This window comes from Cobetia sp. D5 (assembly GCF_035666195.1).
Lineage (GTDB): Bacteria > Pseudomonadota > Gammaproteobacteria > Pseudomonadales > Halomonadaceae > Cobetia > Cobetia amphilecti.
On sequence record NZ_CP142020.1, the window covers coordinates 691,870 to 716,026 of the forward strand.

Sequence of the window (24,157 nt, forward strand, 5' to 3'; positions counted from 1 at the left end):
CTGGGCCATCGCCTGACGCGAGCGACTGGCAGCAGCCGGATGAGGTCCCTCTGACCGACTCTTTCTTTTCTGCGCCTGATACGCCTCGCTCCCTCTCCCGGCACGTGCCCGGCCAGGCGCCATTCCTTAATGATCGACCAGCACGTGGCCGGTCAGCCGAAGAGATATTGATGACTGAGACTACTGCCAATTTCGTCCCGGCGTTTGCCTCCCTGGGGCTGTCCGCTCCTGTCCTGAAAGCGATCGCCGAGATGGGCTATTCCACGCCGTCTCCCGTCCAGGCAGGTGCGATTCCTGCCGTGCTGGAAGGCCGTGATGTGATGGCTGCCGCGCGCACCGGGACCGGCAAGACCGCCGGTTTCGCCCTGCCGCTGGTCGAGCGCCTCTCGCAGAGCGCTCCCGCGGGTGCCCGCAAGATCAAGGCCCTGATCGTCACGCCCACGCGTGAACTGGCCGCGCAGATCGACGAGAACGTCACTGCCTATTCCCGTCACCTGAAGCTGCGCAATGCCGTGGTATTCGGTGGCGTGAAGATCAACCCGCAGATCAGCCGACTGTCCTCTGGCGTCGAGATCCTGACCGCCACGCCGGGCCGCCTGCTGGACCTGCACTCCCAGAAGGCCATCGACTTCTCCGATCTCGAGACGCTGGTGCTGGATGAAGCGGATCGCATGCTGGACATGGGCTTCATCCACGACATCCGCCGTCTGCTCAAGCTGCTGCCGACCAAGCGTCAGACGCTGCTGTTCTCCGCGACCTTCTCCGATGAGATTCGCGGCATGGCCAACAAGCTGCTGAATGACCCGGTGGCGGTGGAAGCCAGCCCGCGCAACACCACGGCCGAGAAGGTCGAGCAGCATATCCACACCGTGGAGAAGAGCCACAAGCCTTCACTGCTCAAGCACCTGATCATCAAGGAAAACTGGCACCAGGTGCTGGTCTTCACCCGTACCAAGCACGGTGCCAACCGTCTGGCGACCAAGCTCGAGAAGTCCGGCATCAGTGCCGCGGCGATTCACGGCAACAAGAGCCAGAATGCGCGTACCAAGGCACTGGCCGGCTTCAAGAACGGCGAAGTGCGCGTGCTGGTCGCGACGGATATCGCAGCGCGTGGCCTGGATATCGAGCAGTTGCCGCAGGTCGTGAACTACGAACTGCCCAACGTGCCGGAAGACTACGTGCACCGTATCGGGCGTACCGGCCGTGCCGGCGCCAGTGGGCGTGCCATCTCGCTGGTCTCCAGCGATGAGCGCAAGGAACTCGGCGGCATCGAGCGTCTGCTCAAGGGCAAGCTCAAGCGCGTCGAAGTGGAAGGTTTCGTGCCGGAAGTCGATGTCGAGCCGGAACGTGAACCGCGTCAGCCGCGTGGTGGCCAGCGTTCGGGTGGCCAGCGCTCTGGCGGCGCACGCTCTGAAGGTCAGCGTTCTGGCGGCCAGCGTACTGGCAGCAAGCCTGCCGGTGAAGGCCGTGGCAATGGCGGCCAGCGTTCTGGCGGTCAGCGCTCTGAAGGCCAGCGCACTGGCGGCAAGCCTGCTGGTGAAGGTCGTGGCAATGGCGGCCAGCGTTCTGGCGGTCAGCGCTCTGAAGGTCAGCGTACTGGCGGTCAGCGCTCTGAAGGTCAGCGTTCTGGCGGCGCGCGTTCTGGCGGCCAGCGCACTGGTGGTCAGCCTCAGCAGATCGCACGTGTCGATGATGACAATCGCGGCAACCGTGCACCGGTGCAGCGTGAAGTCGATGGCAATCGCGTCGCGCCGCAGCCGGAGGTGAACGGCAACCGTGCGCCGAATGCGCCGAGCAATGATGAGCGTCCGCGTCGCCGCTCACGTGGTGGTCGCAACCGCTCCAGCGGTGGCAACGGTGGTGGCCGCTCCAACGGCTGAGCCGCGCCGTAGAGGCCAAGGCTGAAACGAGAACGCCCCGACAACCTTGCGGTTGTCGGGGCGTTTGCGTGTCAGGAGCAGGAGCGTCTGTTCAGACGTCTTCTTCCCAGTCGATCTCGTAATCCGGGCCAGTGCCCTGGATGTCTTGCTCGCCACGCACGCCATCACCGCGCAGGCGGGTATGGATGGCCAGCATCACCAGCACCTCGTTGTCCGGACGGAAAGGCTGCAGGCCCTGTTCGAACAGCATGTTGTTGCGCTCGCGCGCCCAGTCACCCGGGGCAAGCTCAGGGTAGAGGCCTTCCGCCGGCGCGAACTCGATGAAAGGGTCCATGTTGTAGGCGTCGAACAGGCGGGCCAGTGCCTGCTCGTCATCCATGACGCCGGTGGTATAGAGCGTGGTCTGGTAGTAGTCCTGCTCCAGCTCCTTGAGCACATCGAGGGGGCTGACGCCGAAGCTGCGCAGGTCGTCCAGGCTGTAGTCGCCCAGCTCCAGCATCTCGCCATCCAGCCATTCGTCGTCCGGCTGGATCAGTACATGCTTCATCTGGCCATCGGGCAGCGCCCAGGCGATGGCCAGCGGCAGACTGGAGTCCTCGCCGGTCTCGACGGCGATGAAGGCGGGGAAGTCCCCTGTTTCGGGTTCATATTCGTGCATGGTGATGTCCAGAGCAGGGAAGCGTGCAGGGAAAGTCGTTGATGCCGATTACAGGCGGAAGAAGCGTGTGGCAGTGGCGGTGGTAGCCTGTGCGAGTTCTTCCATGTCGATACCGCGCAGCGCCGCGACCTCCGCCATGATCCACACCAGCAGTGAGGGTTCATGACGGCGCCCCTTGAGCTTGGCGGGCAGATTGCGCGGTACCAGATAGGGGCAATCGGTTTCCAGCATCAGACGCTCGAGTGGAATCTCGCGGCACAGGCTGCGCAGGTGTTCGCCTCGGCGCTCATCACACAGCCAGCCGGTCAGCCCGATGTGCAGGTCGAGATCGAGATAGCCGTAGAGCGTCTCGCGCTCACCGGTGAAACAGTGCACGACGGCGTGACTGATATCGTCGCGCCAGTGCTTGAGCATCTCGAGCATCTGGCGACCGGCGTCACGTTCATGCAGAAACAGCGGCAGGCCTGTCTCGGCGGCCAGCGTCAGCTGCGCTTCGAACGCCCGGGCCTGTTCGGCGGGGGTCGAGAAGTTGCGATTGAAGTCGAGGCCACATTCCCCCACCGCGACGACCTCTGGCTGCGTCAGTAGCTCTCGGATGCCGCGTTCGACGCCATCGTTCCACTGACTGGCCTCATGCGGATGCACGCCGGCGGTGGCAGAAAGGCCACGATAGCGTGCCGCCAGCGCCTGGGCCTCACGCGAGCCATCCAGGCTGGTGCCGGTCAGGATCTGCCGGCTGACGCCCGCCGCGCGTGCTCGCAGCAAGGTGCCCTCGACGTCGCGCGCGTAGCTCTCATGCGTCAGGTTGACGCCGATGTCGACCAGCGCAGAGGGGCTGGCGAAACGCAGCTCCGGTGCCAGCAGCGTCAGCGCGGCCGCGATATCGGCCTCGCCGAGTTCAAGGTCGTCACACAAGGCGGCAAGCGTCTCGTCGGACAGCCGCTCGCTATCATAGTAGGGCAGGGAGGCAGGATCGGCATGCGGGGGAAGCGCGGACATCGGACACCCTTGGGATCGCGGGGAGGGAGAAGACACGTGACAGCGCAAGGCCGGGCAATAGCCCGTCGGCCTGGCACTCGATAGCGCTGCATGACAGGCGGGCCTTGGCAGTGCAGGGCACGTGACGTGATTGCAAGCGGTCGGCCATTCTACCCAAGGCGCCGGCGTCTTTCAGCCCTTGCGGCGTCTTCCATCGCCTGCACGCTGCGCCTCGGGTAGAATGGCAGCATTCTCCGGCGCGCGTCGCTGGCGGCGGCCTGTCCGCCTGACTCCCACTTCCTCCGTGGCCTTCCCGGCCGTGGACCCGTCACGAGTTGCTGCTGCACATGGCATTGTTACGACTGGAAAATCTTCAGCTGGCCTATGGCCATCACGTCTTGCTCAACGGGGCGGACCTTGTCGTCGAGCGCGGCGAGCGTCTGGCGCTCGTCGGCCGCAACGGCACCGGCAAGTCGACCCTGCTCAAGCTGATCACCGGCGAATTCCAGGCCGATGCCGGTGAGCTGTGGAAGGCGCCGGGCCTCAAGATCGGCGTGCTCTCGCAGGACCTGCCGGCCGCCGAAGGACGCACTATCTTCGATATCGTCGCTGAAGGCCTGCCGAAGGCGGGCGCGCTGCTGGCGGAGTACCATCACCTGATCAGCGACCCCGAGCCGGACCTCAAGCGTCTCGAGCATGTGCAGGTCGCGCTGGAAAGCGTCGATGGCTGGCAGTTCCAGCAGCGTATCGATACCGTGCTGACCCGCCTGGGCCTGCCGGAAGACACCATGATGGAAGACCTGTCCGGCGGCTGGCGTCGTCGTGTCGCGCTGGCGCGTGCGCTGGTCTCCGACCCGGACCTGCTGCTGCTCGATGAGCCGACCAACCATCTGGATCTCGATACCATCGCCTGGCTGGAAGAGCAGGTCGCGGCCTTCTCCGGCGCCGTGCTGTTCATCACCCACGACAGGGCCTTCCTGAAGCGCCTCGCGACCCAGATTCTGGAGCTGGACCGTGGCCGTCTCGGGCGTTATCCGGGCGATTACGCGGCCTACCAGGCCCAGAAGCAGCACGAGATGGATGTCGAGGCCAAGGAGAACTCCGAGTTCGACAAGAAACTGGCCCAGGAAGAGACCTGGATCCGCCAGGGGGTCAAGGCGCGTCGTACCCGCAATGAAGGCCGTGTGCGTGCGCTGGAGAAGATGCGTGCCGAGCGTGGCCAGCGGCGTGAAGTGCAGGGCCGTGCGCGTATCGCCGTCGACTCCGCCGAGCGCAGCGGCAAGCGGGTCGTGGAGCTGGAGAACGTCAGCTATCGCTACGACGAGGCGCAGGAGCAGTGGGTCATCCGTGACCTGAGCGTCGAGATCCAGCGCGGCGACAAGGTCGGCCTGCTCGGGCGCAACGGCGCGGGCAAGACCACGCTGCTGCACATTCTGCTCGGTCAGCTGGAAGCCAGCGAAGGCAAGCGCATCGAAGGCACCAAGCTGCAGATCGCCTACTTCGATCAGCTGCGCAAGGGCCTCGACATGGAAGCCACCGTCTACGACAACGTGGCGCGCGGCAGCGACCGTGTCACGGTCGGCGGGCGTGACATGCACGTGATGAGCTACCTGCAGAACTTCCTGTTCACGCCGGACCGCGCGCGTCAGCCGGTTCGCTCCCTGTCAGGGGGCGAGTCCAACCGTCTGCTGCTGGCGCGTCTGTTCACCATGCCGGCCAACGTGCTGGTGCTCGATGAGCCGACCAACGATCTGGATGTCGAGACGCTGGAGCTGCTCGAGGAGCTGTTGCTCGACTTCGACGGCACCGTGCTGCTGGTTTCCCACGACCGTGCCTTCATGGACAACGTGGTCACCAACATCCTCGCCTTCGAGGGCGACGGGGTCGTCAAGCCGTATGTCGGGGGTTACAGCGACTGGATACGTCAGGGCGGGCATCTGCCGCCGGCGCCGTGGGAAGTCGAGCGTGAGCGTGAGGAAAAGCACCGTCGTGATGCCCAGGCAGAAGACGAGCGCCGCAAGCGCGAGGCCGCCCAGGCGCAGCAGGCCAACAAGAAGGTCAAGCTGCCCTACAAGTTCCAGCGCGAGCTGGACCTGATTCCGGCGACCATCGAGAAGCTGGAAGCGGAGATCGCGACGCTGGAAGCCGAGATCGCGGCGCCGGAGTTCTACACCGGGGATGCCAAGACGGTGAAGAACACGCTGGAGAAGCTCAGCCACAAGCAGCAGGTGCTGGAAGAGACGATGGAACGCTGGATGGAACTTGAAGCCATGCAGGAAGGCTGAAGCCGCAAGTGACGGTCTTGAGCACGTACGGTCATGAGTGACGATGCTTGATGACCGTACGGTGCAGAAAGTCCGTCAGCTGAACACACAAGAGGGCTGCCCATGTGCAGCCCTCTTGTCGTCCCTCACATGTCGTCGACGTGAGGTGTCGTCTGGCATGAGGTGTCGTCTAGCCGGCCGTCATCATTCCTCGCTGTCATCCGCGCCGACGCGCACCGCCAGCACGTCGCACTGGGCGCCGTGCAGGACACCCGTGGAGGTAGAGCCCAGCAGCAGCGCAAAGCCATGTCGACCATGCGAGCCGACCACGATCAGGTCCACGTCGTGTTCGGCCGCGAAGCGATGGATCTCGCTGTCCGGCATGCCGACCACCACGTACTGGTCTTCGGCGGCGATATCATGAGGGGAGGCGATCTCGCCAAGTCGTTCACGGGCGTGGGAATCCAGCTGGTCCTGGATGCTGGTCAGGTCCATCGGGATATCACCGCCATAGGCAAAACCCAGCGGTTCCAGCGTATGGATGATGGAAATCTTGGCGCCGTTGCGCTTGGCGATCGGCAGTGCCCGCTCCAGCACCAGATGGGAATCCTTGGTCAGGTCGACAGCGACCAGTACATGCTTGTATTCGTTGCTCATCCTGAGGTCCTCCCGCAGAGGTTGGCCATTCGAGTGGCGTCGTGCACCTGCTTCCATGCTAGGCTTGCCGCCCCCTTGAACACAATGACTTACATCAACGTAATGGCAGTGCGTGATACGCAACTCTGCGGGGCTGCATAGCCTATCCTGCGCTTTCACGCCACGTCCTGCTTGATGAAACCCTTGAATAGACAACCGTTGGATAGACGATGACGACTGCGCTGATCATCATTTTTGTCGTGCTGGCGATGCTGTCGCCGCTGACCTGGTTACGCCCCAGCAAACGCGAGACGCGCACTTCACTGGTCCGCAAGGCGGTGATCGCCGATGGCATGCGGGTGGACCTCAAGGCGCCGGCGCTTTCTGACGCGCCCAAGGGCATCGTCGGTTACCGCCGCCCCTGGCCGACCGAGCGCGATGTCACGCCCTTCATTCTGGTGCAGGATGAATGGGCCAGTGATGCCCTGCGTGAGGCGGTGCCGGGCTATCGCTGGCGCGAAGAGAGCCGCCTGGCGGATGACCCTGATGTCGCCGCGGCGCTGCTGCGCTTCACGCGCACGCTGCCGGAGGATGCCCTGATGCTGGAGTCGTCGCTCTCCGGCCTGACGCTGTGGTGGGGCGAGAGTCTGGATGTGGAGAGCTGCCACGACTGGCGGCGCGAATTCGAGGCCTTGCATGCGTTGTTGATCGACAAGGCGCCTATCTCGCACAAGCGTCGACCGCTGGTGGGCACCGAGCCGAAGATGCCGGACGCCTGACACGCGCAGCCTGCCCGCCTTCAGAAAAAAGCCCCCATCGAGTCACTCGGTGGGGGCTTTTTCATGTTCTGCTTGCGCTCATGTCCTGCTGGCGCGGCCGGCCACTTTCGGTCGGCGTATAGGCTCAGGCGCTCTCCGGCACCTTCTCGGAGATTTCCAGGCCATTGCGCTCCATGACGCGCAGGCATTCACAGAATTGATCGACCTGCGCCTCGCTCAGGCCCTCGAGCATCTCGATGCGAGTCTGCTCGGCGATGGCATCGATCTTCTCGATCAGTGGCAGCGCCTTGCGGGTCAGGAAGATGCGCTTGGTGCGGCGGTCTTCCTCACAGGCGCGGCGCTCGACCAGGCCCTGCTCGGTCAGTTGGTCCAGGGTGCGAACCAGCGACGGGGCTTCGATACCGATGGAGCGAGCCAGATCACATTGGGGCTGACCATCGCCCATGCGCCACAGGTGTACCAGCGTCATCCAGCGAGTCTGGGTCAGCCCTAGTGGGGACAGTCGCTGGTCCAGAATGGCGCGCCACAGGCGCGGCAGGCGGGAAAGCTTGAGTCCGATATCTTCATGCATGGATAGGTCGTCCGCTGAGTGCAAATGTGAAGGGGCTTTTGTCATTGGCGCGCGTCCAGCATCACTCAAACCTGAATGAGACTGATTCCTTGTGCGCGCCGCCCTTCACATCAGCATGCTAGGCAGTCTGGATAATTACAAGCCTGCGAACGAATTTTACGTCCAAGGTCGAGTAACTCAGCGTTCCCGCTTGTGGAGCGACTCATGATGACGACTGTCACAAACCCGGAATCAGGTTGGTGATACGCCAGCCGGGGATGCCGGGCGGCTGGCTGATGGTGCTGTCGGCCAGGGTCGCCAGCTGCGGATCCTCGCTGACCACGAAGCGCAGACTGCCGATGCGCTGTCCGTTCATCGTCTCGACATCGATGCGCCACTCGCCCTCGCTGCCCTGCGGGAAGGCCGTCTTGTGCGTCCAGGCTCGGTAGCCTTCGCTGCGCCCGCCGTTGATGTTCAGGGCGATGCGATCGACGACTTCGCCGTCATGCCGCCAGACGTGATAGACCTTCTCCGACAGGCCGCGCGGGGCGCGGATGGCCGTGAAGGCGTAGAGGCCTCGGGCGGAGAGTTGCGCAGGCGTCAGCTGCATCTCGCCACGGGGTGCGCGCGCCGCGGTATCGAAGTCCGGCGACAGGCTGCTGGCATTGATCCACAGCGTGGCGGGCGGGATCCAGGCGCGTGCCCCCCATGCGCCTACCCCGAGCATCACGCTGATGCCGATCATCGCCAGACCGCCGACCACCCCACGCGCGATGCGCAGGTTGGCGACGCTGGGCAGCGCGAACAGGCTCATGGCGGCACAGGCGGCCAGCAGGCTCTCACCCGTGGTCAGTTCCAGCAGCAGGGGCAGGGTGACCAGTACCACCACGAACACGCACAGGGCGTGGAAGCCGAAGTACAGCCAGCGATGGCGCTCGGCCAGCCGGTAGTAGAAGGGATCGAGAATCGACAGCAGGGTCGCGCCGCACAGCAGCAGCGTGAAGCCCGCCTGGCCGCTGGCCCAGTCGGTGGTCGCCAGGAAGAACGGCAGGGTGAAACACAGTGTCTCCTGCTGGATCAGCTGGGCCACGAAGGTCGCCAGCTTGCGGGGCAGGGCATTCTGGCCGCGGTGGCGGCGCAGACGGCTCCACAGGCCTTCGGCGATCAGGATCAACCAGGCCAGCATCATGCCCAGCGCCAGCATGCCGCCCAGCCATTGCTGACGATTGACAAGGAAGAAACTGCAGATGCCGGCGGCGAAGCCGATGGGCGGCCATAGCCAGTGCCAGCGCTTGGTGCGTTCGACAAGGCCGGTCAGGCGCAGATACAGGGCGGTGAGAGTGCTGCTCATGAAAGCATGATATCGATGAGGCCTTTGAAAGCCTGCTGGCGCGCGAGGAGGTGTCGCGGCCAGCATGCGGGTTGGGAAAGCGTTCAGGGTAACGCGGCTGCCTTGTGCGGTGTAGCGTCGATCTTTGCCTACATCGGCTGTCGATGGCGTGCGCCAGTCTGCCCGGGCCAGTATACAGACGCCCCGTGACCCCCGACCTTTCGCTAATGTCCGCAGGCTTGATCTTTGCCCGTCACTGGCCCAAGCTGGCTGTATTCAAACGCTTGTATGAAGCGCTGTGATGAGAGATGACTCTCGCGCGGTGCCTCTGGAAGCGGCGAGTCCGGCGAGGCCGGTTGCCAGCGCCCTCATGGCCAACGCCAAATGGCAGTGACCCTCGAGCGCCCGGCAGCCCCTTCACCTCTTTCTCTTGTGGAGATCCGTGGATGATCTATTCAGGCAAAACGCTAACCGTCGAGGCCAATCAGGACGCCATCGCCCTGTTGACCCTCGATCTTGAAGGCGAATCGGTCAACAAGCTGGCCAGCTACGTACTCAAGGAGCTGGGAGAGGCGGTCGAGGCCATCAAGGCGACGGCCGATCTCAAGGGGCTGGTCATCCGCTCCGCCAAGGAAGCGTTCGTGGTCGGTGCCGACATCACCGAGTTCCATCAGATGTTCGAGAAGGATGAAGCCTTCCTCATCGACATGAACATGAACATCCATGGCATCTTCAATGCCATCGAGGATCTGCCGTTCCCCACCGTCACTGCCATCAATGGGCTGGCGCTGGGCGGCGGCTGCGAGATCACCCTGACCACCGATTTCCGGGTCATGGCCGACAGCGCCAGGATCGGCCTGCCGGAAACCAAGCTCGGCATCATCCCGGGCTGGGCGGGCTGTGTACGACTGCCGCGTCTGATCGGGGCGGACAACGCCATCGAGTGGATCTGTGGTGGCACCGAGAACCGTGCCGACAAGGCGCTGGCAGTGGGCGCCGTCGATGCCGTCCTGCCGGTGGCCGAGCTGGATGCGGCGGCACTCGACATTCTGGCGCGTGCCAATACCGGCGAGCTGGACTATCAGGCGCGTCGTCTCGAGAAGACCTCGCCGCTCAAGCTCAATGCCATCGAGCAGATGATGGCCTTCGAGACCGCCAAGGGCTTCGTGGCCGGCAAGGCCGGTCCGCACTATCCGGCGCCGGTGGAGGCCATCAAGGTCATCCAGAAGGGCGCGGGGGAATCGCGTGAGCGTGCCCAGGCCATCGAGGCCAAGACCTTCGCCAGGATGGCGCTGACCGACGTGGCCTTCAATCTGGTCGGCCTGTTCATGAACGATCAGGTGGTCAAGAAGAAGGCCAAGGGTTACGAGAAGCAGGCCAGCGAGATCAAGCAGGCCGCCGTGCTGGGGGCCGGCATCATGGGCGGCGGCATCGCCTATCAGAGCGCCAGCAAGGGCACGCCGATCCTGATGAAGGACATCAACGGCGAGGCTATCGAACTGGGCCTGAAGGAGGCTCGCAAGCTGTTCGGCAAGGGGGTCGAGCGCGGCAAGCTGACCACCGAGAAGATGGCGCAGGGCCTGTCCAACATCCGCCCGACGCTGTCCTACGGTGACTTCGGCAATGTGGACCTGGTCGTCGAGGCGGTGGTCGAGAATCCCAAGGTCAAGGCCTCGGTGCTGGCCGAGCTCGAGGACAACGTCGCCGAGGACGCCATCCTGACCTCCAACACCTCGACCATCTCCATCACGCGGCTGGCCGAGTCGCTCAAGCGTCCCGAGAACTTCTGCGGCATGCACTTCTTCAACCCGGTGCACCGCATGCCGCTGGTCGAGGTCATCCGTGGCGAGAAATCCAGCGATGCGGCCATCGCCGCGACCGTCGCCTATGCCCGCCAGATGGGCAAGACGCCGATCGTCGTCAACGACTGCCCGGGCTTTCTGGTCAACCGCGTGCTGTTCCCCTACTTCGGTGGCTTCAGCCTGCTGGTCGAGAAGGGCGCCGACTATCAGCGCGTCGACAAGGTGATGGAGAAGTTCGGCTGGCCGATGGGTCCGGCCTACCTGCTGGATGTGGTCGGCATGGATACCGCGGTGCACGCCAATGCCGTGATGGCGGAAGGCTTCCCGGACCGCATGGCGCGTGACGGCAAGACCGCCATCCAGGTGATGTACGACAACAAGCGCCTCGGCCAGAAGAACGATCTGGGCTTCTACCGCTACGAGGAAGACCGCAAGGGCAAGCCGAAGAAGCTGGCAGATGATGAGGCTCAGGCGCTGGTGGCACAGGTCGTCAGCGAGACGCGCGAATTCTCCGATGAAGACATCATCGCGCGCATGATGGTGCCGCTGTGCATGGAAACCATCCGCTGCCTGGAAGACGACATCGTCGGCAGCCCGGCCGAGGCCGACATGGCCTTGATCTACGGCATCGGCTTCCCGCCGTTCCGTGGTGGCGCACTGCGCTATGTCGACGCCATGGGCGTGGCCGAGTTCGTCGCACTGGCCGACAGCCTGGCCGATGAGCTGGGGCCGCTGTATCGCCCGACCGAGGCGCTGCGCGAGCGCGCCAAGCGTGGCGAAGCCTTCTACTCCTGAGCCTTTGATAGCTGAGCGCCCGAGTGGCCGCCAGCACTATCCGACCAGAATTTTCGGCCCTCGCGACAGCGAGGGCCATGAGGGAGCCAGACAATGAATCTGAATCCAAGAGATGTAGTAATCGTCGATGGCGTGCGTACCGCCATGGCCAAGGCCAAGAATGGCGCCTTCCGACACGTGCGCGCCGAGAATCTGTCCGCCGCGGTGATGCAGGCGCTGTTCGATCGCAATCCCGGCCTGGTGCCGGCCGAGGTCGACGACATCATCTGGGGCTGCGTCAACCAGACCCTGGAGCAGTCCATGAACATCGCGCGCAATGCCGCCATCATGACCGGCATTCCGCGCACCGTACCGGCGCAGACGGTCAACCGCCTGTGTGGTTCCTCGATGAGTGCCCTGCATATCGCCACCGCCAACATCAAGGCCGGCATGGGTGACTTCTATATCATCGGCGGTGTCGAGCACATGGAGCACGTGCCGATGGCACACGGGGTCGACGTCAACCCGGCGGCCAGCAAGCATGCGGCCAAGGCGGCGATGATGATGGGCCTGACCGCGGAACTGCTCGGCAAGATGCATGGCGTGAGTCGTGAGCAACAGGATGAGTTCGGCGTGCGCTCTCACCAGCGTGCCCAGGCCGCCGCCGATGAAGGCCGCTTCGATGACGAGATCATCGGCGTCGAGGGCCATGATGCCGAGGGGCGTCGCGTGATGGTGACCCGCGATGAGGTCATCCGTGGCGATGCCAGCATGGAATCCATGGGCAACCTCAAGCCGGTGTTCGATCCCAAGGGCGGCAGCGTGACGGCGGGTACCTCCTCCGCGCTGTCGGTGGGTGCCTCGGGCATGGCGGTGATGAGTGCCGAGCGCGCCGAAGCGCTGGGCCTCAAGCCCATCGCTCGTGTGCTGTCCACTGGCGTGGCAGGCTGTGATGCCTCCATCATGGGCTACGGGCCGGTACCGGCCTCCAAGCAGGCGCTCAAGGCGGCAGGCCTGACCATCGAGGACATTCAGACCGTCGAATTGAATGAGGCCTTCGCGGCGCAGTCGATTCCGGTACTCAAGGACCTTGGCCTGCTGGAGCGTGTCGATACTGCGGTCAACCTCAACGGCGGCGCCATCGCGCTGGGCCACCCGCTGGGCTGTTCCGGCTCGCGTATCTGCACCACGTTGCTCAACGTCATGAAGCAGCAGAACACGCGCCTGGGTCTGGCGACCATGTGCATCGGCATGGGCCAGGGCGTCGCGACCGTGTTCGAGCGCCTCGACTGAACGTCAGCGCCTTTGGTCAGCGTCTTCGATAAGCGATCAGGCCTCGCCTGATACCTCAAGCGGCATGTCTTCGGACATGCCGCTTTTTCGTTGGCAGGCTTTTGTCTGGAAACGAGAAGGGCGGCGCAGTATCGTGGCAATGGGCGATCGAGCGTCACGTCGCCCCGGGCTTGATGATTGAGGTTACGCGAGGGAGTCGCATCGATGGACTGGAATCATGTCGAGCAGGATCTGCCGCGCGCCACGCCGCCCAGACCCTTGCCACACCCCCTGACCTTCCGGTTGCCGGCGGGCAGTATAGATTGTCACCTTCACCTGTTTGGTGACCCGGTGCGTTACCCATTGGCGGCGGACAGAACCTATGACCCGGCCCCCGTGGGGCTCAATGAAGCACTCGAGATGCATCATGCACTGGGCGCCAGCCATGGCGTGCTGATACAGCCCAGTGTCTATGGCTATGACAATCGCCTGTTGTGCGACAGCCTGCACAGCTGTCGTGAGCGTGGGCTGGATTACCGTGGCGTGGCGGTTGTCACCCCCGACATCAGTGATGCCGAGCTTGAGCGGCTCTCCGAGCTGGGTGTCTGTGGCGTTCGCCTCAACCTGATCTTCGCCGGCGGGTTGCGCTGGCGTGATGTGGTGCTGCTGGCGGATCGCCTGGCACGCTTCAAGTGGCATCTGGAATGCCTGATCGATGTCTCGACCTTCCGTGACATGGAAGCGCGCCTCGGCAGCTTGCCGGTGCCGGTGGTGATCGACCACATGGGACATCTGGCGGCCACGCGTGGCCCTGAATGCCCCGGCTTTGCCGCGCTGTGTCGACTGCTCAAGCAGGGGCGCACCTGGGTCAAGCTGTCGGCGCCTTACCGACTGACCACGCGCGGACGCTTGCCTTACTCCGATGTCACGGCGCTGGTGCGGGCGCTGGTGGCGGCCAATCCGGAGCGCGTCGTGTGGGGCAGTGACTGGCCGCATCCCTATATCGGCGTCGAGATGCCGGAAGAGGACACCCTGGCCGAGCTGATGCAGCGCTGGTTACCGGAGCGCGAGATGCGCGAGAAGATCTTCCGCGACAACCCGCGCAAGCTTTATGGCTACAAGGCGTTCGTGAAGTCCAAGGCGGATGCGGCGCACTGAGCGAAGAGTTGCCACGCTCGCAGGGCGCAATTGAGTGACGCGGCATCACTTGTATAAGCCGAAAAGCCGCATAAGGCACAGAAGCCGAATGACAAGACGCCCCCATCAGCCTGCTGGTGGGGGCGTCTTGATGATTGGCGAAGAAAGACAAGAGGGGAGCAGGGGGAAAGACAAGCGAGGAGGCCCGCAGCGTCTAGCGGGTCTGGAAGGCCACGCGCGTGCCATGGGCCAGCAGGCTGGCATTGTCGATCGGCGTCGTGGGCAGGCCGATCATCTCATCCTGTACTTCCGCCCAGGTCTGAACGCCGTGGGTCAGCCCCAGCGGCAACAGCAGGCGACTGACCCACTGGGTGCCGGTGAAACGCAGGGACTGGCCGTTGTCATCGACCAGGCGACTGATGCCAGCGGCATGATGCAGGCGAACCACATGAAGCCCTTGATCCAGCGTCTGCACTTCCACTGTCAGGGTATTGCCTTCGGCGAGCCACCGCCGCAGGGTCTCGACGTCGACGGCTTCGCCAAGCGTGCTGGAGGAGGTCTGCATGCGTTCTCCCGGGTGTCTGAATCACACCACCTTGTAGGCGTGAGGCAGTTCGGCCAGTGGGCCGCGTCCGCCGGCGAGCGTCAGGGCGAGGTCGACCATCCCGTCCCAGATGGGCAGCGTCATCCCGCCCTTGATCGCCATGTCGAGTCGCTGCGAGAACAGCAGCAGCTTGTGCAGGCGCTTGTGGGGCAGGCGGTTGAGCGCCTGTTGATAGAAGGGGCGACGCTTGTCGAAGATCATCGGCTTCTGCGCCTTGCAGGCATGCTCGAAGCTCTGGCCTTGATCGAGGTGCTGGCGCAGCGAGAGCAGGGTACGCAGCTCGCGGGTCAGCGCCCACAGGATCACCGGCGGCTCGACGCCTTCTCCCCGCAGCCCGAGCACGATGCGGCCACTGCGCTCGACTTCCCCCTTCAGACACGCATCGGCCAGCGTGAAGACATCATAGCGGGCATTGTCCTCGACGCCCTGGACGATGGCATTGCCATCCAGGCGTGCGCCCGGCGGGTGCAGCAGTGCGAGCTTCTGCAACTCCTGATCCGCGGCCAGCAGATTGCCCTCGATGCGCTCGGCCAGCAGGCGAGCGGCGTCCTGATTCAGCTCGAGGCCGTGACGACGGGCGCGATCGCGAATCCAGAAGCCGAGGCGGGAATGGTCCACCGGCCACACCGCGATGAAGACGCCGACCTTCTCCAATGCCTTGAACCACGCCGTCTGCTGCACCTTGCGATCGAGACGCGCTGCGGTGATCAGCAGGATGTCGCCATCCTTCTCGATGCGCTCGGCGTAGGCCTTGAGGACCTTGCTGCCTTCCTGGCCGGCACTCTGGGTGCCCATGCGCAGCTCGATCAGCTTGCGCGAGGCGAACAGTGACATGCTGGCGGCAGACTCGGTCAGGCGGCCCCACTGAAAGCCGTTCTCCACATGCAGTACCTCGCGCTCCTCGACACCGGCAGCGCGCGCCGCACGCCGGATGGCGTCGCAGCTTTCCTGGTGAATCAGCGGCTCATCACCGGCCACGATATAGACGGGAGACAGGCGCTTGTTGAGCTGCTCGTCGAGCTTGTCGGGATAGACCTTCATGAATGTCCTTCGATACTGCGCGGGTCTGGTGGGCAAGTGCGCCTAAGGCTCGGGCGGCCAGTCACGAGCAGGGTGCTAGCCCCGGCGTGATGGTGGCCCTGAACAGGCACGGCCCCATGATGATCGGTTGCCCGATATCGTGGAGCCGTGCCTGGCGAACGTTGCGACTTCCAATCTCTACCAACTGCTGCCTGCTTCCTTCCGCTTCTCCCGGCTTCGCCCTGTCGTCAATCGGCTTGTCGTCAATCGTCTGGCCTTTCAGCACTCATGGATCACGATTCACGACTCACGAACGGGGCACCTCACTGCAGGAGCGTGGAGCTCAGGGCTTGATCGCGCGCAGGCGCTCCAGCAACTGACGGCTCAGATCACGATTGACTTCCCTGGCCGCGCGCTCGCGCAGGTCATCGGTGTTGAGCAGGTCGTCATCGTTGGTGTAGTAGAGGCTGCTGGCCTGCAGCTCCTGCTGGTTGGCCAAGTAGGCCCCATCGGACTTGCGCTGCAGCGAGTAGGTCAGGCGATAGGTCAGCTCACGCTTGATGCTGCCGGCATCGCCGTAGGTGATCTGCTGCACGTTCTCACGGACCTTGCCCAGGTTGAGGGTCAGCGGTGCGCTGTCGCTCAACTGGACGTCGGCACGCTCGAGGGCGTCGCGCAGGGCGTCGTGGGTCTTGGTGATCGGTGCCTGGACGTCCAGCTCGGTGATGGCCATCGGCGCATCGTTCACGCCGCGCAGCTGGAAGCCGCAGCCGCTCAGTGTCAGCGCCAGGCCGACGCCGAGGGCGGCCAGCACACGACGGCGGCCAAGGCCGCGGGATGCATGCTCTGATGTGTCTGCTGAAACACTGGAAGACTTCGCTTGCGTCACCGTGACCTCCTGTCATGAACGAGTGTCATGAATATCTTGCGAGAGCGCTGCGTGGTGCCTGTCAGCATCACGCAGCGCACGGAATATGGCCGTCAGAGACCGACATCCTTCCAGCTGCCTGTCGGCCTCTGACGGGACCGGCGACCCTGGCCGCCGGTATCTTGCTCGATCTGGTCGGGTCGCTATCAGTTGGCGACGATATTGACCAGCTTGCCCGGCACCACGATCACCTTGCGCACCGTCTTGCCATCGGTGTGCTTGGTGACATTGGCATCTGCCAGCGCCGCGGCTTCGATGGCATCGCGATCGGCATCGGCGGCGAAGGACAGACGCGCACGCAGCTTGCCGTTGACCTGCACGACCAGTTCGATGCTGTCCTTCTTCATCGCCTCGGCATCGGCGGCCGGCCAGCTGGCGTCGATCACGGCTTCGTCGTGGCCCAGTGTCGCCCACAGCGAGTGGCTGGCGTGCGGGATGATCGGCGACAGCAGCAGCACGCAGGCCTCGACGGCTTCACGGCTGACGGCCAAGCCCTGCTCGGAGGTGTCCTCGAAGCGGCTGATGGCGTTGACCAGCTCCATCACGGCCGCGATGGCGGTGTTGAAGGTGGTGCGGCGGCCGATGTCATCGCTGCACTTGGCGATGGTCTCGTGTGTCTTGCGACGCAGCGCCTTCTGATCATCGTTCAGGGCAGTCACGTCCAGCGCGCCCGGAGTGCCGGCGGCGACATGTTCGTGGACCAGACGCCAGACGCGCTTGACGAAGCGATGCGCGCCCTCGACACCGGAATCGGACCATTCCAGCGACTGCTCCGGCGGCGCGGCGAACATCATGAACAGGCGCACGGTGTCGGCACCGAAGCGGTCGATCATCGACTGCGGGTCCACGCCGTTGTTCTTGGACTTGGACATCTTCTCGGTGCCACCGATTTCCACCGGCAGACCATCGGACTTCAGTACGGCCTTGATGGCGCGGCCCTTGTCGTCGGTCTCGACGTCCACGTCCAGCGGGTTGAACCAGTCGCGGCCGCCCTTGGCGTTGATGCGGTAGTAGGTGTCCGCGATCACCATGCCCTGGGTCAGCAGCTGCTTGAACGGCTCGTCACTGTCGACCAGGCCGAAGTCACGCATCAGCTTGTGGAAGAAGCGCGAGTAGAGCAGGTGCAGGATGGCGTGCTCGATGCCGCCGATGTAGTAATCGACCGGCAGCCAGTAGTTGGCGCGCTCGTCGAGCATGGCATCGGCGTTGTCCGCACAGCAGAAGCGCGCGTAGTACCAGGAGGACTCCATGAAGGTGTCGAAGGTATCGGTCTCGCGCTGCCAGCCATCGCCCAGGTCACTGAAGGACGGCATCTTCTTGATCGGCGAGCCACCGGAGGCGTCGAATTCGACTTCCAGCGGCAGAGCGACCGGCAGTTCGTCGTCGGTCAGCGGGATGGATTCACCGTTCGGGCCATTCTTGACCGGAATCGGCGCGCCCCAGTAGCGCTGACGGGAGACGCCCCAGTCGCGCAGACGGAAGTTGGTCTTGACCTCACCACGGCCCTGCTCGACCAGGCGCGCGGCGATGGCATCGAAGGCGCTCTCGAAGTCGAGGCCATTGAAGTCGCCGGAGTTGATCAGCACGCCGTGCTCGGTGAAGGCGGCTTCGCTGACGTCCGGCGCATTGCCGTCGGCATCGGCGATCACGGCTTCGATCGGCAGGTCGTACTTGGTGGCGAATTCGTGGTCACGCTCGTCGTGGGCCGGCACGGCCATCACGGCACCGGTGCCGTATTCCATCAGCACGAAGTTGGCGACGAAGACCGGCACTTCACGGCCCGTCAGCGGGTGGATGGCCTTGAAGCCGGTATCCATGCCGCGTTTTTCCATGGTCGCCATGTCGGCTTCGCTGGTGCCGCCACGCGCGCACTCGGCGTTGAACTCGGCCAGCTCCGCATTGTGCTCCGCCGCGGCCTTGGCCAACGGGTGAGCGGCGGCGACGCCGACGTAGGTCACGCCCATCAGGGTGTCCGGACGGGTAGTGAAGACGGTCAGGGATTCCTGCACCTGGCTGGCCTTGGCATCGAGGCCGAAGCTCAGCTCGACACCGCGCGACTTGCCGATCCAGTTGCGCTGCATGGTCTTGACCTGCTCCGGCCACTCGACCTTGTCGAGGTCGGCCAGCAGCTCTTCGGCGTAATCGGTAATGCGCAGGAACCACTGCGGGATTTCCTTGCGCTCGATCAGCGCGCCGGAACGCCAGCCACGGCCGTCGATGACCTGCTCATTGGCGAGCACGGTCTGGTCCGCCGGGTCCCAGTTGACGATGGAACTCTTCTTGTAGACGACACCTTTCTCGACCAGCTTGGCGAAGAACCACTGCTCCCAGCGATAGTATTCCAGGTCGCAGGTGGCGAACTCACGGCTCCAGTCGTAGGCGAAGCCCAGCGCCTTGAGCTGATCGCGCATGTAGGCGATGTTCTCGTGGGTCCACTTGCCCGGCGCGACGTTGTTCTTCATCGCGGCGTTTTCCGCCGGCAGGCCGAAGGCGTCCCAGCCCATCGGCTGCATGACGTTCTTGCCCTGCATGCGCTGGAAGCGCGAGATCACGTCACCGATGGTGTAGTTGCGCACGTGACCCATGTGCAGCTTGCCGCTGGGGTAGGGGAACATCGACAGGCAGTAGAACTTCTCGCGGTTGGCATCTTCCACCGCCTTGAAACACTGATTTTTCTCCCAGTACTGCTGGGCAGCCTGTTCGATCTGATCGGGAGCGTACTGTTGAGAAGTATCCTGTGAATCCATCGGGTCCGTCACTACCTTGGCATTGGCCGCTACCCGTCACCAGGGACAGGCAGGGCGTGAAGAGGTGGGCGGTCACATCGGGATGGGCCGCCGCTGTCTGCGATGGGGTCAAGTCTACCCCAGACGCCAGGACTCAGGTAGGGGAGGCGAGTGCTGTGGCGCCAGGCGAATGCGCTTCATGCTGCCAGTGTCACGCCCTTGATGCGTGTCAGGGAGTGGAAGCGTGTGGCTTGTGTCGCAACGCCAACGCCACCATGCTGAAGGTAGAGCGCCATGCCCTCCCGCAGTACGGGAGAAGGTGAAGACACAAGGAGAGTCCATGAGCCAACCACGTGAACCCCGCGATCCCCATGAGCCGATCAGCGCCACGGATCGTGATACGGCTGCCACGTCCTCGCACGACAGTGGCTTTGAAGATACGCCGATGCCCTCGCGCTCAGCCTCCAGCCAGCCGCAGGGCGAAGGTGAAGGACGTCTCGGCGATGCCTATGGGCGAATCCTGACGCGGCTGGAAGACAGCAGCGGTGAGCTGTCGTGGGATGGCCTCAAGGCCGAGCTGGATGAAGCGGTCAAGTTCGAGGCCGAGGTCGAGGAATTCACGCTCGACGAGCTGGCGCTGCTACGTGCCTGGGTCGAGCGTGACATGCGCGAATTCCGCCGCCATCTGGCGACAGGTGGAGAAGGGATCGCCAGCTGGCTGGGGATCGATCTCTCGGTGCTGTCGCGCAGTGTCAGCTCCGCGCTGATGTCGATCGCGGATCGCACCGTGGTGGACCGCGCCCACTTCGAGGAAGACCTCGAGGCCGCGCGCGCCGACTACACCAGCGGCGAGGTCATCGCGCCGGGGCTATTGCATTGCGTGCACTGCGAGTCGACCACCACGCTCACGCGGCCCAGCGTGCTGGAACCCTGCCACGCCTGTGGACATCGATTCTTCTCGCGTGGCGCGCCGCCCGTCACTCGTCAGCCTCCCGCGGCCGATGAGAGTGATCAGGGCTGATGGCGACACCGTCAGACTGGTTCGCCCCGGCGCATGCCACCTGGAGCGCCGGTCAGCGCCACAAGGCGTTGCAACAGCTGATCGAGTACTTCAATCAGCGCCCGCGTCCACGTGAGGCGGGCCTCTTCAAGCAGATCTCCTATTACCTGTTTCTGCTCGCGGATTATCGCTCGGCCAGCCAGATTCTGGCCCAGGGGCATGTGGAGTGTCCTGCCGATGAAGAGATCGCGCTCAATCAGGTGGTGTGTCTGTCGCGCGCCAATGATGCCGCCGGCTCGCTGGCGGCCGGTGAGGCATTGGCCGCACGAGGCTGTCTCAATCCGGTGCTGTTCGACTCGCTGGCCAGCAGTGCGGCCAGACTCAAGCGCCATGACGAGGCACGCGAGCATGGTAGTCGCGCCCTGGCGCTCAAGGACGAGCAGCATGGGGGCCTGGCGTTGGCGAAGGGCTGGCGACTGCCCGCTGAATCCCCCTCGGCAGTTGCCGCCGGCAAGACGCGTGTGCTGTCCTTCGGCCTCTGGGGCAAGGGGCCGCGCTACCTGAACGGCATGCTGCATAACCTGCTGTTGGCGCCGGTGCTGTATCCGGGGTGGCGGGTTCGGCTCTATCACGATGACAGCGTGCCCGATGATTTCCTGGCCCTGGCGCGGGAACTGGACGCCGAGCTGATCGAGCGTCCCTCCAGTGACACCCTGAGACTGCGGCTGTGTTGGCGCTTCGCGGTCGCCGATGACCCGACGGTGGGCTACTTCGTGGTTCGCGACTGCGATAGCGTCATCAGCCTGCGCGAAGTGCGCGCGGTGCAGATGTGGCTGACGTCCGGGCGCTTCTTCCATGTCATGCGTGACTGGTGGAGTCATACTGATCTGGTGCTGGCGGGGCTGTGGGGCGGGGTGGCCGGAGTCCTGCCGCCACTCGAGACATTGCTGGCCCAGTGGCAGCCACAGCATGTCGAGACGCCGAATATAGATCAGTGGTTCATGAAGGAATGCGTGTGGCGCTACCTGCGCGAAAGTCTGGTCAGCCACGACCGGTGTTACTCGCTGCAGATCAAGGGGCGCGACAGCCTGAAGTTCCCGGATGATGTGCTGGGAGAAGCACCTGGCGGCACGGCGCATGTCGGCAGTGACGAGTGGACGCGCGATCGCGCCTTCCAGCTCCGCCAGCTGGGGCCATGGCTCAAGGAGGCCAGCTGGATGCGTGACAGCGAATGAGCACAATCCTGCGATAAGCGACTGATGAGCGGGTTATATAGACACACGAAGGGCTGCCCATGGGCAGCCCTTCGTGTGTCTTGCCAGCAGTCCTTCGCTTGTCTTGCCAGCAGTGCTGTCGGGTCTAGCGACCCACCAGCCAGCCGATCCATTCATGCAGTGCCCAGCGTGACTGGGTCAGCGCGGAGCTGTTGGGGATCCAGGCATCGATGCCCAGCCCGGAGACCGTGGTGTAGCCCACCGGCGCCGGGATGATGGTGCGGAAGCCCTGGTTCTGGAAATTGCGCATCGCGCGCGGCATGTGCCAGGCGCTGGTCACCAGCACGATCTTGTTGATGTCGTCCTGCTCGAGCATCTCGCGCGTGAAGAGCGCATTCTGCTGGGTGTTCTCGCTGCGGTTCTCCAGCCAGCGCGCCGGGTAGTCGAATTCATCGATCAGCGAGCGCTGCATCAGCTCGGCGAGGGTGCCGTCATCGGAAGACGATACCTTGCCACCGGTGAGCAGAATCGGCAGCTCCGCGTTGCGGGCCACGCGGACGCCTTCGTCCAGACGGCTGAGCGTCTCGCCATTGATGCGATCACGGCCCTGCAGTTCCGGGGCGTCGTAGTAGCGTCCGCCGGAAAGCACGACCACGGCCTGCGCCTGGATCCACTCTGCCGGTTCACTGGGCTGAATGCGCTCCAGCCCTGACATCAGGCGCGTGGAGACGACCGGCGAGGACAGCAGCCACATGCCCAGGATGGCCACGACCATCATGGCGCGTGCCAGGCCCGGCCAGCGCTTGAGCACGAGCATGGCCAGGAACAGCAGCAGGAGAGGCCCGCCGGGCGGCAATACCAGGTCCTTGATGATGCCGAGTAACTCGGTGATGCCCATTGTGGTCTCGCTTGTGCAGAGGCAGTGCCGGGCATCGGCCCGGCAACGGGTAAGGTTGAGCGTTCAAGCGTCTGAGGCCCTGCGGGCTCACACGTTCTGGCCCTCAGGCGTCCTGCGGGCGTTGGCGGCGCGACTTGAGGCATTCGTTGATGCCCAGCACAAGGCCCGGCGCCAGCAGCAGCGCGATCAGGATCCACACCGGCAGCAGGCCGTAGTGCATCCAGGGCGTCATGCCCAGTTGCAGGCGGATATCGCCAGTGACGGTGGCCTCCTCGAACTGGGGTGCCTGGGCGATGATCTCACCCTGCGGCGAGATGATCGCCGTGACGCCATTGCTGGTGGCCCGCAGCAGATAGCGGCCGTTTTCCAGCGCTCGCAGCTGAGCCATCTGCAGGTGCTGCAGCGGGCCGATGGAGTGACCGAACCAGGTGTCGTTGGAGACGGTCAGCAGCACGGTAGAGCTCAAGGCGCGCTGGCGGACCAGCTCCGGATAGACGATCTCATAGCAGATCGCCACGCCGATACGCAGACCGCTGACCATCAGTGGCGGCTGCTGGCTGTCGCCTGACTGCATGCTCGACATCGGCAGGTCCAGGAAGCCGATGATGCCCCGCAACCAGCTTTCCAGCGGCACATACTCGCCGAAGGGCACCAGGTGCTCCTTGCGATACTGGGCCGACGGGTCATCGATGGGAATCACGCTGTTGTAGAAGCGATTGTCGGCGTCACGCTCGACGATCCCGGTAATCAGACCGGTCTTGGGCGGCAGAGTTGCCTGGATGCGCTCGAGGAAGGGCTCGGCCTGATCGCGCAGCATCGGCAGTGCCGTTTCCGGCCAGACGATCAGGTCGGCATCGTCCTGCACGGCGCGCGTCATCGCGGCGTAGGTATTGGCCGCACGACGCTGCCCTTCGGCGCTCCACTTGATCAACTGCGGCAGGTTGCCTTGCAGCAGGGCGACGCGTGCCGGCTGGCCGCCGGACTGCGTCCAGCTGGTCGGCAGCAGCAGACCCGCGCTCCACAGCACGAGCAGCGGCGCGATCGCCCACCAGCGGCGACGCAGCGCCAGATTCCACAGCAACGCCCCGGACAGCGCGATGATCAGCGAGATACCGTAGACGCCAAGCACCGGCACCCAGCTGGCCAGCGGCGAGCCCACGGCACTGTTGCCCAGCAGCAGCCACGGGAAGCCGGTGAAGGCCCAGGTGCGGAACAGCTCGCTGAGCACGAATACCGCAGCAAATGACAGTACATCGAGCTTGCGTGAGCAGAAGCGCTGCCACAGGCCCATCCACAGCATCGGGAACAGCGCCATGCAGGCCACGAACAGCATCGTCAGCAGCACCGCCAGCGGCATGCCGGTATAGCCATAATCATGGATCGAGACGTAGACCCAGCTGGCTCCGCTGCCGAACAGGCCGACCCCGAACCACCAGGCGCGCAGGAAGCCACCGCCTTCCATGCGCAGCGCCCCGTAGAGCAGGCCTGCGCCGATCGGGCCCAGCCACCACTGCTCGAAGGGGGCAAAGCTCAGGGTGACCAGTACCCCGGCAATGATCGCCAGTACATTGGCCAGCAACGAGGCGCCCGGGAAGCTCCTCGCGCGGGGGGAATCTGACATGCCGCTCTCCTTGTAAAATGCCAGACACATCGGCGGATGTGTCTGGCATTGTCCTCTATCGGGTCAGCCTGTGATCAGGCCATGAA

General features: G+C 64.2%; 19 protein-coding genes. 8 read left to right on the forward strand and 11 right to left on the reverse strand.

The genetic code is table 11. The features are described from left to right. The first annotated feature begins 170 nt into the window (after positions 1-170). On the forward strand, positions 171-1,880 hold the full coding sequence (locus U0O11_RS02905) for a DEAD/DEAH box helicase (protein ID WP_404813660.1): 1,710 nt from the start codon (positions 171-173) through the stop codon (positions 1,878-1,880). Between the two features lie 91 nt (positions 1,881-1,971). Here U0O11_RS02905 and U0O11_RS02910 read toward each other — a convergent pair whose 3' ends face one another. Continuing rightward, positions 1,972-2,538 carry a hypothetical protein gene (locus tag U0O11_RS02910; protein WP_225347560.1) on the reverse strand — a complete coding sequence of 189 codons (567 nt, stop codon included), beginning with the start codon at positions 2,536-2,538 and terminating at the stop codon, positions 1,972-1,974. A gap of 48 nt (positions 2,539-2,586) precedes the next feature. Further along, entirely contained in the window at positions 2,587-3,537 is a 951-nt protein-coding gene (locus U0O11_RS02915) for a TatD family hydrolase (RefSeq protein WP_225347561.1), read from the reverse strand. A 326-nt stretch (positions 3,538-3,863) separates the two neighbouring features. On the opposite strand from U0O11_RS02915, the gene U0O11_RS02920 reads away from it, so the two are divergent. Then, on the forward strand, positions 3,864-5,801 hold the full coding sequence (locus U0O11_RS02920; RefSeq protein WP_215823872.1) for an ATP-binding cassette domain-containing protein: 1,938 nt from the start codon (positions 3,864-3,866) through the stop codon (positions 5,799-5,801). A gap of 183 nt (positions 5,802-5,984) precedes the next feature. Here the strand turns inward: U0O11_RS02920 and U0O11_RS02925 are convergent, their stop codons facing one another. Next, positions 5,985-6,437, reverse strand: coding sequence for a universal stress protein (locus U0O11_RS02925; RefSeq protein ID WP_043335309.1), 453 nt, complete (start codon positions 6,435-6,437; stop codon positions 5,985-5,987). Positions 6,438-6,646: 209 nt separating this feature from the next. Here U0O11_RS02925 and U0O11_RS02930 point away from each other — a divergent pair, with 209 nt between their 5' ends. Further along, entirely contained in the window at positions 6,647-7,195 is a 549-nt protein-coding gene (locus tag U0O11_RS02930) for a hypothetical protein (RefSeq protein WP_054555152.1), read from the forward strand. A gap of 124 nt (positions 7,196-7,319) precedes the next feature. On the opposite strand, the gene slyA is transcribed toward U0O11_RS02930, so the two are convergent. Further along, a complete protein-coding gene (slyA, locus tag U0O11_RS02935) occupies positions 7,320-7,766 on the reverse strand; it encodes a transcriptional regulator SlyA (RefSeq protein WP_043335305.1) in 447 nt (148 codons plus the stop codon). A gap of 217 nt (positions 7,767-7,983) precedes the next feature. Next, positions 7,984-9,096, reverse strand: coding sequence for a DUF5924 family protein (locus U0O11_RS02940; protein WP_225347563.1), 1,113 nt, complete (start codon positions 9,094-9,096; stop codon positions 7,984-7,986). 425 nt (positions 9,097-9,521) lie between these two features. Here U0O11_RS02940 and fadB point away from each other — a divergent pair, with 425 nt between their 5' ends. The 3 genes from fadB (at position 9,522) to U0O11_RS02955 (ending at position 14,081) form a co-directional block, all read left to right on the forward strand. Then, positions 9,522-11,672 carry a fatty acid oxidation complex subunit alpha FadB gene (gene fadB, locus U0O11_RS02945; protein WP_225347564.1) on the forward strand — a complete coding sequence of 717 codons (2,151 nt, stop codon included), beginning with the start codon at positions 9,522-9,524 and terminating at the stop codon, positions 11,670-11,672. 93 nt (positions 11,673-11,765) lie between these two features. Then, positions 11,766-12,944: an acetyl-CoA C-acyltransferase FadA gene (fadA, locus tag U0O11_RS02950; RefSeq protein WP_043335293.1), complete on the forward strand. Its 1,179-nt coding sequence runs from the start codon at positions 11,766-11,768 to the stop codon at positions 12,942-12,944. Positions 12,945-13,148: 204 nt separating this feature from the next. Beyond that, the gene (locus tag U0O11_RS02955) at positions 13,149-14,081 is read left to right on the forward strand and encodes an amidohydrolase family protein (protein ID WP_303595021.1); all 933 of its coding nucleotides are present in this window, start codon (positions 13,149-13,151) and stop codon (positions 14,079-14,081) included. 193 nt (positions 14,082-14,274) lie between these two features. Here the strand turns inward: U0O11_RS02955 and U0O11_RS02960 are convergent, their stop codons facing one another. From U0O11_RS02960 to leuS, 4 genes are all read right to left on the reverse strand, one after another. Then, complete coding sequence (locus U0O11_RS02960) at positions 14,275-14,625, reverse strand: DUF6482 family protein (protein WP_324691603.1); 351 nt, start codon at positions 14,623-14,625, stop codon at positions 14,275-14,277. A gap of 21 nt (positions 14,626-14,646) precedes the next feature. After that, a complete protein-coding gene (gene holA, locus U0O11_RS02965; RefSeq protein ID WP_043335288.1) occupies positions 14,647-15,705 on the reverse strand; it encodes a DNA polymerase III subunit delta in 1,059 nt (352 codons plus the stop codon). A 322-nt stretch (positions 15,706-16,027) separates the two neighbouring features. Beyond that, complete coding sequence (locus tag U0O11_RS02970) at positions 16,028-16,573, reverse strand: LPS-assembly lipoprotein LptE (protein ID WP_153635132.1); 546 nt, start codon at positions 16,571-16,573, stop codon at positions 16,028-16,030. 185 nt (positions 16,574-16,758) lie between these two features. Further along, positions 16,759-19,359 carry a leucine--tRNA ligase gene (gene leuS / locus U0O11_RS02975; protein WP_153635133.1) on the reverse strand — a complete coding sequence of 867 codons (2,601 nt, stop codon included), beginning with the start codon at positions 19,357-19,359 and terminating at the stop codon, positions 16,759-16,761. Between the two features lie 319 nt (positions 19,360-19,678). On the opposite strand from leuS, the gene U0O11_RS02980 reads away from it, so the two are divergent. After that, positions 19,679-20,359, forward strand: a complete 681-nt coding sequence (locus tag U0O11_RS02980) for a zinc ribbon-containing protein (RefSeq protein ID WP_324691608.1) — start codon at positions 19,679-19,681, stop codon at positions 20,357-20,359. Then, positions 20,359-21,573: a tetratricopeptide repeat protein gene (locus U0O11_RS02985; protein WP_324691610.1), complete on the forward strand. Its 1,215-nt coding sequence runs from the start codon at positions 20,359-20,361 to the stop codon at positions 21,571-21,573. Before U0O11_RS02980 ends, U0O11_RS02985 begins: the two co-directional genes overlap by 1 nt. A gap of 124 nt (positions 21,574-21,697) precedes the next feature. Here U0O11_RS02985 and U0O11_RS02990 read toward each other — a convergent pair whose 3' ends face one another. After that, complete coding sequence (locus tag U0O11_RS02990) at positions 21,698-22,450, reverse strand: YdcF family protein (RefSeq protein WP_043335281.1); 753 nt, start codon at positions 22,448-22,450, stop codon at positions 21,698-21,700. Between the two features lie 103 nt (positions 22,451-22,553). After that, positions 22,554-24,071 (reverse strand): apolipoprotein N-acyltransferase, encoded by a 1,518-nt coding sequence (gene lnt / locus U0O11_RS02995; RefSeq protein ID WP_317292682.1) that lies wholly within the window; start codon positions 24,069-24,071, stop codon positions 22,554-22,556. Positions 24,072-24,157: the final 86 nt, after the last annotated feature.

What these genes read in the sequence shown, in the direction of transcription:
- lnt (WP_317292682.1), bottom strand. Translation starts at nt 24,071, where the DNA reads ATGTCAGATTCCCCCCGCGCGAGGAGCTTCCCGGGCGCCTCGTTGCTG.
- U0O11_RS02980 (WP_324691608.1), top strand. Translation starts at nt 19,679, where the DNA reads ATGAGCCAACCACGTGAACCCCGCGATCCCCATGAGCCGATCAGCGCC.
- U0O11_RS02930 (WP_054555152.1), top strand. Translation starts at nt 6,647, where the DNA reads ATGACGACTGCGCTGATCATCATTTTTGTCGTGCTGGCGATGCTGTCG.
- holA (WP_043335288.1), bottom strand. Translation starts at nt 15,705, where the DNA reads ATGAAGGTCTATCCCGACAAGCTCGACGAGCAGCTCAACAAGCGCCTG.
- U0O11_RS02955 (WP_303595021.1), top strand. Translation starts at nt 13,149, where the DNA reads ATGGACTGGAATCATGTCGAGCAGGATCTGCCGCGCGCCACGCCGCCC.
- U0O11_RS02960 (WP_324691603.1), bottom strand. Translation starts at nt 14,625, where the DNA reads ATGCAGACCTCCTCCAGCACGCTTGGCGAAGCCGTCGACGTCGAGACC.
- U0O11_RS02985 (WP_324691610.1), top strand. Translation starts at nt 20,359, where the DNA reads ATGGCGACACCGTCAGACTGGTTCGCCCCGGCGCATGCCACCTGGAGC.
- U0O11_RS02920 (WP_215823872.1), top strand. Translation starts at nt 3,864, where the DNA reads ATGGCATTGTTACGACTGGAAAATCTTCAGCTGGCCTATGGCCATCAC.
- slyA (WP_043335305.1), bottom strand. Translation starts at nt 7,766, where the DNA reads ATGCATGAAGATATCGGACTCAAGCTTTCCCGCCTGCCGCGCCTGTGG.
- U0O11_RS02925 (WP_043335309.1), bottom strand. Translation starts at nt 6,437, where the DNA reads ATGAGCAACGAATACAAGCATGTACTGGTCGCTGTCGACCTGACCAAG.
- leuS (WP_153635133.1), bottom strand. Translation starts at nt 19,359, where the DNA reads ATGGATTCACAGGATACTTCTCAACAGTACGCTCCCGATCAGATCGAA.
- fadA (WP_043335293.1), top strand. Translation starts at nt 11,766, where the DNA reads ATGAATCTGAATCCAAGAGATGTAGTAATCGTCGATGGCGTGCGTACC.
- U0O11_RS02915 (WP_225347561.1), bottom strand. Translation starts at nt 3,537, where the DNA reads ATGTCCGCGCTTCCCCCGCATGCCGATCCTGCCTCCCTGCCCTACTAT.
- U0O11_RS02940 (WP_225347563.1), bottom strand. Translation starts at nt 9,096, where the DNA reads ATGAGCAGCACTCTCACCGCCCTGTATCTGCGCCTGACCGGCCTTGTC.
- U0O11_RS02990 (WP_043335281.1), bottom strand. Translation starts at nt 22,450, where the DNA reads ATGGGCATCACCGAGTTACTCGGCATCATCAAGGACCTGGTATTGCCG.
- U0O11_RS02910 (WP_225347560.1), bottom strand. Translation starts at nt 2,538, where the DNA reads ATGCACGAATATGAACCCGAAACAGGGGACTTCCCCGCCTTCATCGCC.
- fadB (WP_225347564.1), top strand. Translation starts at nt 9,522, where the DNA reads ATGATCTATTCAGGCAAAACGCTAACCGTCGAGGCCAATCAGGACGCC.
- U0O11_RS02905 (WP_404813660.1), top strand. Translation starts at nt 171, where the DNA reads ATGACTGAGACTACTGCCAATTTCGTCCCGGCGTTTGCCTCCCTGGGG.